10 protein-coding genes are annotated in these 14,069 nt (G+C 66.7%); 2 read left to right on the forward strand and 8 right to left on the reverse strand.

What is annotated here, in order from left to right; genetic code table 11:
* Nucleotides 1-24: 24 nt before the first annotated feature.
* Together ASE25_RS05910 and ASE25_RS05915 are read left to right on the forward strand one after the other, a co-directional pair.
* The gene (locus tag ASE25_RS05910) at nucleotides 25-600 is read left to right on the forward strand and encodes a sugar O-acetyltransferase (RefSeq protein ID WP_056823516.1); all 576 of its coding nucleotides are present in this window, start codon (nucleotides 25-27) and stop codon (nucleotides 598-600) included.
* A gap of 183 nt (nucleotides 601-783) precedes the next feature.
* Complete coding sequence (locus tag ASE25_RS05915; protein WP_082622704.1) at nucleotides 784-2,691, forward strand: CocE/NonD family hydrolase; 1,908 nt, start codon at nucleotides 784-786, stop codon at nucleotides 2,689-2,691.
* Nucleotides 2,692-3,466: 775 nt separating this feature from the next.
* On the opposite strand, the gene ASE25_RS05920 is transcribed toward ASE25_RS05915, so the two are convergent.
* The 8 genes from ASE25_RS05920 to ASE25_RS05955 form a co-directional block, all read right to left on the reverse strand.
* Nucleotides 3,467-4,351 carry a toll/interleukin-1 receptor domain-containing protein gene (locus ASE25_RS05920; protein ID WP_056823520.1) on the reverse strand — a complete coding sequence of 295 codons (885 nt, stop codon included), beginning with the start codon at nucleotides 4,349-4,351 and terminating at the stop codon, nucleotides 3,467-3,469.
* A gap of 1,115 nt (nucleotides 4,352-5,466) precedes the next feature.
* Complete coding sequence (locus tag ASE25_RS22255; protein WP_255358375.1) at nucleotides 5,467-6,279, reverse strand: TatD family hydrolase; 813 nt, start codon at nucleotides 6,277-6,279, stop codon at nucleotides 5,467-5,469.
* A complete protein-coding gene (locus tag ASE25_RS23030; RefSeq protein WP_162260589.1) occupies nucleotides 6,263-7,306 on the reverse strand; it encodes a queuosine biosynthesis protein queC in 1,044 nt (347 codons plus the stop codon). The genes ASE25_RS22255 and ASE25_RS23030 overlap by 17 nt, the downstream gene beginning before the upstream one ends.
* Before the next feature lie 233 nt (nucleotides 7,307-7,539).
* Nucleotides 7,540-7,983 (reverse strand): hypothetical protein, encoded by a 444-nt coding sequence (locus tag ASE25_RS05940; protein WP_157623331.1) that lies wholly within the window; start codon nucleotides 7,981-7,983, stop codon nucleotides 7,540-7,542.
* A 353-nt stretch (nucleotides 7,984-8,336) separates the two neighbouring features.
* Nucleotides 8,337-10,052: a P-loop NTPase fold protein gene (locus ASE25_RS05945; protein WP_056823538.1), complete on the reverse strand. Its 1,716-nt coding sequence runs from the start codon at nucleotides 10,050-10,052 to the stop codon at nucleotides 8,337-8,339.
* Nucleotides 10,053-10,681: 629 nt separating this feature from the next.
* Nucleotides 10,682-11,704, reverse strand: a complete 1,023-nt coding sequence (locus ASE25_RS05950) for a hypothetical protein (RefSeq protein ID WP_056823541.1) — start codon at nucleotides 11,702-11,704, stop codon at nucleotides 10,682-10,684.
* Between the two features lie 73 nt (nucleotides 11,705-11,777).
* On the reverse strand, nucleotides 11,778-11,876 hold the full coding sequence (locus ASE25_RS23150; protein WP_200958984.1) for a beta-galactosidase: 99 nt from the start codon (nucleotides 11,874-11,876) through the stop codon (nucleotides 11,778-11,780).
* Nucleotides 11,873-14,068: a glycoside hydrolase family 3 N-terminal domain-containing protein gene (locus ASE25_RS05955; protein WP_056823544.1), complete on the reverse strand. Its 2,196-nt coding sequence runs from the start codon at nucleotides 14,066-14,068 to the stop codon at nucleotides 11,873-11,875. Before ASE25_RS05955 ends, ASE25_RS23150 begins: the two co-directional genes overlap by 4 nt.
* Nucleotide 14,069: the final 1 nt, after the last annotated feature.

The raw sequence follows: 14,069 nt of genomic DNA on the forward strand, positions 1-14,069 counted from the left end.
ACGGAGAGAACGCCCTCGGGGCGGATGCAGTTGGAGGACTTCCTCGCGCACGTGCGGGCGCGGCGGGTCATCGAGGGAGGGTCGGAGGCGCACGCGTTCATGCACGCGGAGTCGCAGGAGGCCATGCGCGTCCTTGCGGAACTGAACGGCGCCTACCGCTCGCCGGACGAGGTGCGGGCACTGCTGTCCCGGCTGACCGGTCGGGAGGTGGCCGAGTCGGTGACGGTCTTCCCACCGTTCTACTCCGAGTTCGGCAAGAACCTCACCCTCGGCGAGGGCGTCTTCATCAACATGGGCTGCCGCTTCCAGGACACCGGCGGCATCACCATCGGCGACGGGACACTGATCGGGCACGGCAGCACGCTGACGACGCTCAACCACTCGATGGACCCGGCCCGGCGCGCCGACATGGAGCCGGCGCCGGTGACGATCGGCCGCAACGTGTGGCTGGGCGCCGGCGTCACGGTCGTGCCCGGCGTGACGATCGGGGACGGCGCCGTGATCGGGGCGGGCGCGGTCGTGACCAAGGATGTCCCCGCCGACACCGTCGCCGCCGGCGTGCCCGCGAGGGTCATCCGCCCGACCGGCTTCACCGCCTGAACCGCGAGCCATCCCGACCTCGTGGAAGGCATCGCGGGACAGCCAGAGGACAGCCGGACAGACAAGCGGACAGCATTGCATCCGGTTCGCAGCACCCTCCCTTTCCGGGCATTTCGTCGCTACTTTGTGAAAGCCCCTCACCCTCAAGGGACATCGCCGGTTCCGGGGGCAGGAAGGACTCACATGAAAGCCAGGATCCTTGCCCTCGCCAGCTCGCTCGCCGTGGCAGCACCGTTGGCCATGGGGACTGTCGGGGAGGCCAACGCCGCACCGCCCAGCGTCACCGAAACCCCGCCCGTCACTCTGGTCGACGGGATGACCTCGCCGAGGTACGACTACACGACTGCCATCCGCGAGACCGTCTGGGTCGACACGCCCGACCTGGACGGGGACGGCAAGGCGGAGCGCATCGCGACCGACATCATCCGGCCGCGCGAGCTCGACGGCACCGCGCGGGTGCCGGTCATCATGGACGCCAGCCCCTACTACCTGAGCCTCGGCCGCGGCAACGACGGCGAGTTCAAGGAGTATGCGGCTGACGGCAGCCCGACGAAGTTCCCGCTCTACTACGACAATTACTTCGTGCCACGCGGCTACGCGTTCGTCGCCGTCGACATGGCCGGCACGGCCCGCTCGACCGGGTGCACCGACGAGGGTGGCCGCTCCGACGTCGAGTCCGCCAAGGCGGTCGTCGAGTGGCTCAACGGGAAGGGCAGCGCCCACGACTCGAGCGGCGCCCTCGTCCAGGCGACCTGGAGCAACGGCAGCACCGGGATGATCGGCAAGTCCTACGACGGGACGCTCGCCAACGGCGTCGCCTCCACCGGCGTCGACGGGCTCAAGACGATCGTGCCGATCAGCGCCATCAGCTCGTGGTACGACTACAACCGCTGGCAGGGCGCCGTGAAGTCGCGCCACTACGCGAGCAGCCTCTCGCGCACCATCGCCCAGCGCCGCACCATCCCGACGGACTGCTCGGCGCGGCTGGCCTACATGGACGCCAACGACGCCGACTCCACTGGCGCCTACACGGACTTCTGGGCCGAGCGGGACTACCGCGACGGCACCTTCTACGACGCGTCCAAGGTCAAGGCGAGCGTCTTCATCGTCCACGGGCTCCAGGACACCAACGTGAAGACCATGAATGCCTCCAAGTGGTGGGAGGCCTTGGGGCAGAGCGGAGTCGAGCGCAAGATGTGGCTCAGCCGCCTCGGCCACGTCGACCCGTTCGACCACGACCGGCATGAGTGGGTCACCACCCTCAACCGGTGGTTCGACCACGAGCTCATGGGGATCGACAACGGGATCGACCGTGAGCCGGCCGTCCGCGTCGAGACCGCCCCGGACCAGTGGGAGACCTCGAAGACGTGGCCGATCCAGTCCGCGCGCACGATGTCGCTCAACCCACGCGAGGACGGCACGCTGGCCCTCGGCAGGCAGGACCCGGGCACCGCCTCCTACGTCAACAACTCCCGCCTGTCGGAGACCAATGCCGTCTCGCTGACTGCCAACCCGAACCGGTTGCAGTTCCTCACCGGAGCGGTGACGAAGGACGTCCGCATCTCGGGCACGCCGACGGTCGACCTGACGGTGACCCACTCGGCTCCGGTCGGGCAGGTGTCGGTCATGCTCGTCGACTACGGCGCCATGGACCGGGTCAGCACCTCCGGTGACGGGGCTCAGACACTGACCACGGAGACTTGCTGGGGAGGGTCCATCGCCACGGACGACGCCTGCTACAAGGACGTCACGCGTCGCCTGCAGACCACCCAGCTGCAGGTGCTGGCCCGCGGTTGGGCCCGTCTCGACGGCGCCGGCAGGCACCAGGTCACCGTCGAGCTGGCCGCCAACGACATCGTCGTCCCGGCCGGACACCAGCTGGGACTCGTCGTCAGCGGGGCGAGCAACGGCGTGATCGCCGTCGACACCAGCGCAGGGACGTATGCCGTCGACCTGCGCTCCACGCGGCTGAACCTGCCGGTCTCAGGCTCGATGAGCGGCTTCGCACCCGGGCGCCTGACCGCCAAGGACACCGACAACCTGGCGAAGGGCACCCTGCCCGACTTGGACGAGACCCTCTGGCCCCGTTGAGCCATTACGCACGCGCGGTCGCTAGTCCTTAGCGGCACCTGCCAGTACAAGCGGCCCCCACCTCTGAACACAGGGAGTGGGGGCCGCGTCTCGACCCGGGTGAGGAGTGCGCCCGGGGCGTGCAGGCATGAAATGCGCGACGCAACGCGATCGCTCGTCGTGTGCGGTGCGCCCAAACGCGGCGAAGTGACGCAGGTCCGGACTGGCCGCTGACGCGGCTGTCCCGATGGTTGCTGCTGACCATCAGAGCTCGTTCCGATCGTCGGCGCGGGCTAGAGATTGTCGTTGATCAGTTACCGTCGCAACATAAGAACGCAGCAAGGGCGAGGGCCAGTCGCGAGGAGGAGATTGCCTTCCTCATCCTGGAGCAAGTCCCTGGGTAAGCATTTGCCTCGCGGATGCTGGAGCGGGGGCCCGTGACGCGGTCGCTACAGGGACGCCCGACCCACGGACAAGGGAATCTCCGCCGTGGTCAGCCGGTTCGACGCCCTTCTGCGATTCGATTCGCCAGCCTCCGCCTCGGACGACAACTCGGCACCGAAGTCGTTCCGGTCCTTTCCCGCCGCGAGCTCGCAGACCCATCCGCACGCGCGTGACTCGACCCACAGCTAGGCAGTCGGAGTCGCACACCAAGATGTGTTGCCCAGTGAGGTTGTCGAGCCCGGTGACGAATGCAACCTTGCCAATCGCTGAAGGGATGGCACTCGCCCTGCGTACCCTCGCTCTCCGGGCAACGGCACTGTGGAGGTGCGGCTACTGGGAGGGGTAGAACTGCCTACTCGACGGGATCTACAAGCTCGATGTCGTAATTGATGCCCGTCATCTGCAGCATCTCTCGCAGCCCGAGCAACCGAGCCTCGACGTTGACCCCGCCTTGTTGGTCAGTAACCTTGAGGGTTGGCTGTGAGGGGTTTCGTGGGTTGCCCCCGACTCCGAGCATCGTGAAACCGAAGTTCTTGACCTCGCTATACGCGTTCATTGCCGTTGCAGCGGCGGTAGCGAGCGATGCTGCCCTGGTCTTGAACGTGGCATTGGTCCGCTCGGCGTTTGTTGTCTCCGCAGCCGCTTGGGCAGTCGATGCTGCCTGACGCTGCAGGGAACGCACGATGTCCAGCACCTCGGCCATGATTTCGTCCGGTGACCGACGTGGCGCTGGATGGCCCGGGTGGCTGTTCTCGATCTCGCGGAAGGGCATCTCGAAGTCGTCCCACCACTTGTGAAAGACGGTCTTGAGCGTCTCCGAAGGCTGTTGCCGGTTCGGTTCGCACGTGGCGTTGAGCGCTTTCACGAGCTTATACATGTCGTCTTGGTCCGGCAACGTTGTCTGGAACCGTCCGAGCGGGGGCGGAAGGTCGCGCTTGCCTTTGAAGCCAATGAGCAGAGGGGCGACCAACGTCGGCTCATTGTCGACTTGCTTGCTCAGCGCTCCCGCCTCGAACAGGAGCCAAGGCTTCTCCTGGTTGCCGGGAGTGACGCAAACGATGCCGAAGTCTGACTGGTTCAGTTCCTCGATGATGGCCTGGCTCCAGTTGCCGCCCTTGCTGATGTCCTCGCCGCTGACAAACGGGTCGAAGTCCTGGTTGATCAGGGGCAGCCATCTCCGCAGTAATTCGGCCGTCTTGCGGCTCCGCGTCCCCGACCAGCTGATGAAGATCTTCATCGTGCCTCTCCCTGTAGTGACTCAGCCTGACGCTACCAAGCAGGCTGTCGCCAGAGCGCCCACACGGCCGGACGACCTGACCGTTGGGAGGCTCTAGCGTCGGAAGGGCCGCACTCCTGGGCGTGGCTCTGGGCGTTGCCATTGGGATCACGGAGCAGACGTGGCGAATCGCTCTAGGAGCCTTTGCCGCGATTGCACTCTTTGGCACCGGACTTATGTATGACCTCGGTCCGGCGGTCCCAATGCCCTGTCGGTCATGACGATCATTTTCGCGTCGTTCGCATGCCTCCTGGTGGGCGTCCCTTCTGCTTTCCTCGCCTATAAGCACACTCGTCTGGGGGGAGAGGCACACCGGCAGGCGTCGCGAGTGACTGCGGGGCGCAAGTCGTGGGCGTCATCCTTGCCGCAAGAGGTTCTCCCCCAAGAGCCTTGCTCCTCAGCCAAGGAGCAAGGCGCCAACTCCACCTTCGCACCGCGAAGGGTAGGCCCTCGGTCGCAAGGCAGGGCCTGGCCAACGTCCGCTTCTCGGCAGCGCCGGTAAATAACGACCGCGGGAGAGGCCAGCTCGCGGCGGTGTGACGCGCCGCCGACGGCCCGAGCTCAGGACCTCCGCTTCGGTCCATCGCCCCCATCGTCATCGATGGTCATCGTTGCTTCGTCCGATTGCCGACCTGTGCCGAACGTCGTATTGCATAGGACGCAGGTGAACCTGCCCACTCCGTCCGACGGATGCGGCCCATAGTGCTCGCAGACGGGGCACTCGGCGTTGAGGACTCGTATCTCGAAGGCCACGCATGGAGCGAACGCAACGGCGACGCCGCCGTGGGCGGGATCGGGCGCGGTTAACACGCGGCGAAAGGGACGCACTGTGCAGCGTGTTGAATGCCGGACCCCAAGAAGTGCAATGATCGGGTCGGAGTCGGACCCAGAGGGCTATGGAGATTGTAGAAAGTGCCGATGGCCCCGCGACCGGTTCCCGAGCTGGTCGGGAAGCAGCCCGCCTACGAGCTCGGTGAGCAAGGCCATCTCCTGCTCCGACACCCCCGCCTCCCTCTGACCCGGACGGATCGGCCCCAGAATCGGGGACGGCTGTTCGATGATCGGGTCAGCCGCTGTCAGTTCTGATGATCATTTCGACTTCCATCGCTGACAGGAGGCAGCAGAGGCTCAGTCTCGACGGGGTAGAGCAGGGCGGCTTGCTGGGCGTTCAGCCGGTCGAGGGCGCCGGTCACACTCAGGATGCGGCGAAGGTTGTCGTGGATGAGGGCTCTGGGCTGGGAACCGGGGTGGCTTGCCGCGATTAGTTCCTCGGCCTTCGTCGTATCGCCGGGAAGGCGTGCGCCGATCTTGCGTCGCGAGCTGGGAAAGTCGGTCTCAGTGAGCAGCCGGTCGGCGGGGATTGCGCTCACTGTCTCGGGCGGCATCGCTCCGTTGACGGAGAAGTAGCAGCCGAGGTCGAGTGCGCGGCGCAGGTCGGTGGGACCACCGGTGAACCAATGAAGGATCGCACCGGGGTGCGGCCTGCGTTCGAGCGCCTCAAGGAGTTCGGAGGTTCGACCCGTACTGTGCAGGGAGATGAGCACCGGTGCGTCGTGGCATTCGTCAAGGACGGAGTCGAGGATGGTCCGTTGCTGCTCACGTGGCCCACGACGGTCGAGCCCGACTTCTCCGACTACGGCGAAGTATTCGAGGGCTTTGCGGAAGGCCTCGGGTCGGTAGGCGTCACGTGACTCCGCTACTGCAGGGTGCGTGCCAACGCCCCACAGGACATTCGTGTCGACGCGCCGAACGACTTGGCGTGCCTCGTCGAGACTTCTGGTCATGCCGAAGACGAAGGCGTTGCCGAGGTCATGCACCTGCTGGCGGGTCACGCTCGGGGCGATGTGTGCGTGTGCGTCGATGCGGGGTCGTTCAGTCCTGGGGAGCATCAAAGAGTTCCTTGCGTCCACGTCGGGCGACGTCGAGATACGCCTCCACGTTGGCACCTTCCGGCCATGGGGCGCCGCTGATGAGGTCACGTGAGGCGATGGGGTGCTTTTGGGCATATTCAATGGCCCAGAGGTCGCCGTGGCGGTTGTATCGGAGTTTCGCGAGGCTGTCACCGGTGAGGCGCTGGCTGGCGTATGTGGTGGGGTCTGCGAGTTGGGCGGCCACGTACGCTCCGCGGCGAACGAGGCACGCAACACAGAGCCCACAGTTGAGGTTTGGGTCTCCCCCCTTGTATCGGCCACTGTCCAGCTTCGCGCAGGACAGGGACTCTCCGGTGAGATGCAGGAATGAGGTAAAACCGCTTGTTTGCGCCGCAGCCGCAGCCTGCTCAAGCATCTGGCCCTTCGTGACCATCTCGTACGGATTGCGGACTACGACGTCGAGCCCGAGGCCGCTGAGTACGCGATTGAGCATGTAAAAGGTGAAGGGATGCGTGGAGCGGGTAGTGAGCGCTCCGCTGCGTGCCGGGGTGAGAGGGTAGTTGACGCTAGTTGATCCGTTCTCGGGGACGATCACTTCGCTCGCGTGGCGGGCGCTTGCGGCTGCAATCCCCATGGACATGAACAGAAGGGAGCGGCTGCGAGTGGATCGCTCCTTTTTGCGAGTTGTGACTCCGAGGTCGTCTCGTTGCCATTCGAAGGCATTGTTCGCGCTCGCAAGCGTCTTGCGGATCTGTTCCTGTGCGTGACGTACGGCGCGCGCGGCATCGCGGTGCCCAATGTGGAGTGTGTTTGCAGCATCGTCCAGGCTGATGACTGCGCCACAGAGGGAGTCGAGCCCGCCCGAGAGCAGCATGACCCGCTCGATGTCTGCGAGTCCCTTCATCTGGCCGATCGCGAGCGCGGCGGCCGGGATAAGATCAAGAGTCCAGATGTCTCCGGTGAGCCATGCCAGTAAGTCGACGACATCGTCTTGCACCTCCTTTGTCCACGCGTCAGGGTTCTCGACATGGACGGAGATCACCAAGTCGCGAACGTGATCCGCGGGGCGTGCCTTGGTGAGGTCTGCGGAGTAGGCGGCGACAGCCACTCGAAGGACGTCGAGAGCCTGTGGGGCGGCCGACCCGTATTGGTAAGCGTTCCACGAGAGTGTGCTGGCGATTCCGTCGGACTGGTCGTTCGCTGGCCAGATCACGGCTCTGCCGTGAGTTCGGAGGGCAGCCCCCGCGGGAGCCAGTTCCAGGTGGCTCGAGGGTCTGTTCATGACGGTCCCTTAATGAAGATGGTGATGACACCTTCGAGGATGTCCCCGCAGTGCTTTCCGAACATGGAGGGCCCAAAGTATGCACCTCTCACTACGGGGTGGTCTTTAAGGGTCTCGTGGATGTAGTCCTTCAGGTCGTGCTCAAGGGTGATGATCTCGTCCACGGTGCGGGTAGCAGCGAAGGCGTCGGCGGTCAGTTCACGGATTGCCAGCTCGTACACGTAGTGCTCGGCGAAGAGCTGAACGGTGTCGGCTGGTGTTGCTTCGGTGACTTCGTCGCTGAGTTGGATGAGGGCTTCGAACGAGGCGCGGCGGAGCACTTCGTCGTCGGGTGATCCAGGCGGACCTAGCGTGGCGTTGAGAATGGCGTCGCAGCGCCCCTCGGCGGAGAGGGCGCTAAGAGTTTCGAATGACAGTGTTGGGTCAACCTCGGCCAGCATTCCGCGATCACCGGATGCGACCGCGTACCCGGCAGCCAGGGCGGCGCCTGCTCTCGCTGCGTTGCTGCGAGCACCCCCCGAGCCGCGAGATGTGGAACCGCCACGGCTGGTCGTAGTCCCCGACCCGCGACTGGGACGACCGGCCGGCGGCGTCCAACTCGCTGGTGCCGTAGTCGAGGCACGAAGGGCACGAGCGATCGCGGCCGCGAGTTCAGCAGGGCCAGGCGTTTTCGGCCGGGGACCGTCCGAGGATCCGCCTGAAGTTGACGGTGTTAAGTCCATTTCCCCAACAAGGTTTTGGACCTGCTTCCATGCGGACGAACCGCTGCCCCCGTATGCCCCTGATGTGCCCATCAGCCCATGCCAAGCTTCTCTCGAGCCGTGTTTCGAACCGGCTGCGATGCGTCGGAGTCGTCAGCTGCGATCTCCTTGAGGATGTCGGTGGGGTTCGTCATGCGGGCGAGGCGGAGGATTGACCCTGGGTTGAGGGTGCGGAATCCCCGGCGTCGTACAGCGGCGTACACCGCTCCGGAGGCCGAGGGGTGTTCCGCTGCCACATCGCAGATGGCATCGAAGACCTTGGTGGGGTTCTTGAAGGAAGCCAGCCGGTCCATGACCTTGGGCACAAAGACGGCGAGCTCCTCACTCTTCCGCTTCTTCAGGCTGGCGACGAGCGGCTTGATCTTGGTGTCCGCGCCGGTGTTGAACTCGACGAAGGCCGCGTTCTCCCAGTCGAGGTGTTTCTCACGAATGTCGATTCCGTGGAAGGTGCGCGCGAGGCTGAGGTATGCACCTACTTCGTCTGCGTGATCACTGAGCCGTGGGCCGCTCCTGCCCCACTCCTGCATCTCGGAGGAAAAGGCCTCGTCCGGGTACTCCGCACCATCGTCACCGTTCACCCACGCGTCGAGACGGGCAAGGGCGGCCGAGCGCTCCTGGTCCGACATTGACGCGAAGGCCGTGAACTTTGTGAGGTCTCGCTCTTCGAAGATCGCCAACTTCAAGGAAACCCCATGGTCGATAAAGATGCCTCTCGCTCGGGCGACGCTGTTGCGGATGCCCCAGCCGTTAAGGAAGCGCTTTACAGCGCGCGGACTGCTCCACCTATCGGCCGACAGGACCTCTGCGAACGCGTACGCAAGACTCTCCTCCTCGTCGGTGGGTCGCGGCGTATCCGCGTTCAGTCGACCGAAGATGCCGTCAAGTCCACCATCCCAATTCCGAGCGACATCCTCCGCGAGGACTGCAAACTGGTCCGGGTCGTTGATTCGGCGTTCTGCGAGAAGGAGTGCAACGAATACCACGGCCCCCGGCTTGGTCAGGCGAGGCAGTGTGACCGGAACCTGAACGATCTTCTCCAAGTACCGGTTGGCGAACTCGGGTCCCCGACCGCCGTGCTGCTCGATGGCGGATCGGATCAACTCCTCCTCGGCCGCGAGCACGAACGTCATCTTGGGCACACTGAGAAAGACCTTGATCGCTTCGAGGACGGCCACCACCGTTTCCGGCAGACACCGGTCGAGGTCATCGACCAGAACCACGATTCGCTCCGTACCGCTAAGAGCGTTCATGGCTTCGGCGAAGTCGGCACGAAATCCAGCCATGTTGCGTGGCTTCTCGTTCTCCTGCGGAGTGAACGCTTTGACAAGCGCTTCCGGGTCGACGCTCTGGGTGATGACCGCGCTGCCCAGGGCGACTGCCACCTGGGACCAGGCGATCCTCTTCATCAGTCCGCGGATCTTCTGTTTGACGTCCGAGTTGTCCTTTGCAGCCGTCTCCAGCGCGGTGAGCACCTGCGCGATGAGGGCTGTGCGCATGTCAGCGACATTCTCGTACTCCCACGGGTCTGCCCGCAGCACGATGACTGAGTCGTCGTCCTTGAGTCGCTCTTCGATCATCGAGAGCGCGGATGATTTGCCACCACCCCACGGCGACTGGATCGCGACGGTTACCGGGTCGAGTTCGGGCGCCAGTAGGGCTTGGACCACCGTGTCAATCAGCCCGGAAAACCCGAGCAGGTCACTCCCGGTCGGGTTGTCGTTCCACAGCCTGATGGCGTCGTTCGTCATATTCTCTCCGCTCTTCTCCCCGGAAGATACCGGGCCATACCGACAAACGCGCCGCAAACCTGCCCTTGCCCGAGCGTCCGACTCGGGAACTCAACCTGCAGGGCCGAGGACGGCAGATCTCGGCGACGTCAGCGTCGGCGAGCTCTTCGTCTTCGATCTGAAAGACAGTCACTGATGCACGTGTCAGCTCGCATCTGATCTCCTGCCGGCGCCCCGGACCTGGTCCTCACTCGGGTCGGGGTCTCAGAGCGCGTCTGACACGACCCGTGTAACCCTTGGCTGTTGGTGAACCATGTCGCGCTCGAACATGCTCCATGTTGAGTTTCGGACCGTGTGCAACGGTGCACGCACGGACCGGTAGCGGGACGGGGCCAGCGCGACGGCGGGCGGCAAAGTCATCTGTGAAATCTTTGATGCCATCACTGAATGCCGAATGCTTCGTCATGCTCGTTGGTCCAGATCTACCCGACCGTGACGAAGTCGAAGGTAGGCCAGGCATGCGTCAAAGTGGGCGGGATGGGCTCCGTCGCCGGCGTGTTTCTTGATGCGCTCGGCGCTAGTCGAAGACGACTCATTTCAGCAGCAGAGCGGCCAGGGTGGGACTCCTTTGTCACCCTCCGGGCCGCCCTCTACATGCTGGAGCTCAGGGACGGAGCGAGTGCTGCCGTGGGGCCAGTTCGACTGGGAGGCCGTCGGCGATGACTGTTGGTGCCGCAGTCCTCGTCGAGGTCTGGCCGGAAGTGCACCGTCCCGTCCGCGTCGGCGCCTGCGATCTCGGCCGACGCCCAGTCCTGACGCCGCCCTGCGACGTCGAGTCCGAGGGGCAGGATGTGCCCCGGCCGCGGAGGCACGTGGAGGGTGGTGCCGGCCGCGATGGGGGTGCCGTCGATGGCGACCGTCACCGTGGCCGGCGCGCCCGACGCGTTGAGGACGTGCAGGGCGTGCTGTCCGTCGTCCGTGCTCGTCGTCGTGCCGAAGACACCCGGCCACTGCGTCTCGAGGCGCAGCCCCGGAGTCACGCCGAGGCTCGACATCGCCCCGTCGAAGAGCACCGGGTCCGACGGCGCATGCGCTGCGAGCACGATGGCGCCCCCCTCGACGAATGGCACGTCGACGCCGCACACCGCGCCGTAGACGTCGGTCAGCACGACGTCGCCACGCTCGTGCGACAGAGCCTGCACCCAAGCCGGCCCGCATCTCGGGCCACGGCTGCGCCCACCCGTGCGCGACGAGCGACGGGTAGGAGTGGCCGGTGTCGCGCACCACCTCGCCCGCCGTGAGACCAGCGCGTCCGCCAGCACCGTGCACGGCGACCCGTCGAGGTCCCGCTCGGGCAGCGGCCCGAGCAGTACGACGTTGCCACCGGTCGTCACACGGCCAACCAGCCGCTCCTGCACGACTCGCGACAGGTGGCGCCCAGTGCCGACGAGCACCGTCGACCCCGGCGCCGGGTCGCGCCGCTCGAGATGCGTTGCGCCAAAACGGAACCCACCGGGCAGGAGCGACCGCGCCAGCGCCTTGCGCTCGCCCGCGCCGCGGTGCGACGTCAGGTCGTCGACGACCTCAGTCATCAGCTCAGACCCGGGGTGGTACTCCGTCATGTACGCGTCGAGCACGAGTCCCAGCGACACGTCGTCGTGGTCCCCGTCCATCCGGGCGAGCCACGGCTCGTGTAGAGGCGACGGTGTCGCACCCCGCCTCGACGAGCAGGTCGAGGCGCTGGCCTCACTCGGCGCGCGCGACGCGGAAGTAGTGCACCTCCCCCGACATGACGACGACGGGCTCGCCGTCGATCCGGATCTGGCGCTGGACGGTCCCGATCATGAGGAGGCCTTCGGGGACGTGATGGTGACGGACACGGGCTGGAGGCGGGCCGCGTCGGGCCCGGTGAGCAGGACGATCTCGCCCTCGTCGACACGCGTCGTGAGGTCACGGCCTGCGTATGCGAATCGCGAGGCCTGCACGTCGAAGGTGACCTCGCGCGCCTGGCCGGGCTCGAGGTCGACGAGCGCCCAGTCGGTCAGCTCGACGAGCGGGCGGGTCACCTGGGCGACGGGGTCGCGGAAGTAGAGCTGGACCACCTCGCGGCAGGGCCGCTCGCCCGTGTTGGTCACCGTGACGGTGAGGGTCGTGGACCCGTCGGTCGTCATCGTCGGCGACGACAGGACGGGCGCGCCGTAGTCGACGGTCGTGTAGGACAGGCCGAAGCCGAAGGGCAGCCGCGGGTAGGTGAGGGCGTCGATGTAGCGGCCCTCCTGGTGGTCGACGTCGGCGCGGATGAGCCGGCCCGTCCGGCGCTGGTGGGTGCTCGTCGGGATGTGGCCCGTCGAGAGGGGGAAGGTCATCGGCAGCCGGCCGTGCGGCTCGGCGTCGCCGAGCAGGATGTCGGCCAGGGCAGTGCCGGCCTCGACACCGGGGTGCCACACGACGAGCACCGCGTCGGCGAGGTCGAGCAGCTCGGTGAGGTCGAGCGGGCGGCCGGTGTAGACGACGGCAACGAGCGGCTTGCCGAACGCCGCCGCGGCGCGCACGAGCTCTAGCTGGCCCGGCGGCAGGCCGATGTCGACGACGGACTGCGCCTCGCCGGAGCGGGACCGGTGCTCGCCGAGGAGCAGCACCGACGTGTCGGCGGCGCGCGCCTGCATGAGGGTGACGTCGGGGAAGCGGCCGTCGGCGACGGTGACCCGGTCGCCAAGGCGCTCGCGCAGAGCGGCCTCGGGGGTGACGACCTCCTCGCCGCGGCCGTCGAGGACCCACGTGCCGAGCAGCGCGTCGCCGTCGTCGACGAAGGGGCCTGACAGCAGGACCTTTCCGGCCTCGTCGCCGAGCGGCAGGACGCCGTCGTTCTTGACGAGGACGTGCGCGGCCTGCGCCGCGCGGAGGGCGGCGGCCCGGGTCGACGGAGTCGGCGCGTTCGACGCACCCGGCCGGGCGGCATACGGACGCTCGAAGAGCCCCAGGCGGAACTTGAGGCGCAGCACGCGGCGGACCGCGTCGTCGACGAGCGCGAGGTCGACCTCGCCGGACTCGACGAGCTCCTCGAGGTGCTCGAGGTAGGTGCCGCTCACCATGTCGAGGTCCACGCCGGCGCGGATCGCGAGGGCCGCGGCCTCCCGCTTGTCGGCGGCGACGCCCTGGAAGACGATCTGGCCGATGCCGTTCCAGTCGGCGACGACGACACCGTCGAAGCCCCACTCGCCCTTGAGGACCTCGCGGACGAGGTGCTCGTGGGCGTGCATCGGGATGCCGTCGATGTCGTTGAAGGCGGCCATGACGGTGAGGACGCCGGCGTCGACGGCCGACCGGAACGGCCGCAGGTGCAGGTTGCGCAGGGTGTTCTCGCCGACGCTGACCGTGTCGTAGTCGCGGCCACCGGCGGCGAGGCCGTAGCCGGCGAAGTGCTTGGCGCACGCCGCGAGGCGGTCGGGGTCGCTCGGGTCGTCGCCCTGGAAGCCCCGGATCAAGCCGGCCGCCAGACGGCCGGAGAGCACCGGCGTCTCGCCGAGCGACTCGGCGACCCGGCCCCAGCGCGGCTCCTCCGAGATGTCGACCATCGGCGTGAAGGTCCACGCCACCCCGTCGACGGCCGCCTCGCGGGCGGCGATCTCGCCGATCTCCTCGGCGACGTCGGGGTCGAAGGACGCCGCGATCCCGAGCGGGATCGGCGCCACGGTGCGGTGCCCGTGGATGACGTCGCGGCCGAAGAGCAGCGGGATGCCGAGACGGCTGCCCTCAACGGCGTGCCGCTGGGCGGCGTCGATGTTGCCGACGAGGACGCCCTCGTCGCGCTCGTTGCCGGCGGTCGCACCCGAGGCGTAGAGGCTCGAGCTGATCCGTCCCGACGCGATCTCGGCGGCGTCGTCGTCGGGGTTGATGTTGGCGACCTGGTGGGTCTGGCCGACCTTCTCGGCCAGGGTCATCTCGGCCATGAGGAGGTCGATGCGCTCCTCGACGGGCAGCGTGGCATCGAGCCACGGCCGCGGCTGGGTGGGCGGCGTGGCGGTGACGTCGGTCATG

Origin of the sequence: Terrabacter sp. Root85, from assembly GCF_001429185.1 — a bacterium.
Classification (GTDB): Bacteria; Actinomycetota; Actinomycetes; order Actinomycetales; family Dermatophilaceae; genus Terrabacter.

Bases quoted from the DNA above. Each gene is read 5' to 3' on its own strand.
- ASE25_RS05910 (WP_056823516.1), top strand. From the start codon at position 25: ATGCAGTTGGAGGACTTCCTCGCGCACGTGCGGGCGCGGCGGGTCATC.
- ASE25_RS05915 (WP_082622704.1), top strand. From the start codon at position 784: ATGAAAGCCAGGATCCTTGCCCTCGCCAGCTCGCTCGCCGTGGCAGCA.
- ASE25_RS05920 (WP_056823520.1), bottom strand. From the start codon at position 4,351: ATGAAGATCTTCATCAGCTGGTCGGGGACGCGGAGCCGCAAGACGGCC.
- ASE25_RS22255 (WP_255358375.1), bottom strand. From the start codon at position 6,279: ATGCTCCCCAGGACTGAACGACCCCGCATCGACGCACACGCACACATC.
- ASE25_RS05940 (WP_157623331.1), bottom strand. From the start codon at position 7,983: ATGCTGGCCGAGGTTGACCCAACACTGTCATTCGAAACTCTTAGCGCC.
- ASE25_RS05945 (WP_056823538.1), bottom strand. From the start codon at position 10,052: ATGACGAACGACGCCATCAGGCTGTGGAACGACAACCCGACCGGGAGT.
- ASE25_RS05950 (WP_056823541.1), bottom strand. From the start codon at position 11,704: ATGGACGGGGACCACGACGACGTGTCGCTGGGACTCGTGCTCGACGCG.
- ASE25_RS23150 (WP_200958984.1), bottom strand. From the start codon at position 11,876: ATGATCGGGACCGTCCAGCGCCAGATCCGGATCGACGGCGAGCCCGTC.
- ASE25_RS05955 (WP_056823544.1), bottom strand. From the start codon at position 14,068: ATGACCGACGTCACCGCCACGCCGCCCACCCAGCCGCGGCCGTGGCTC.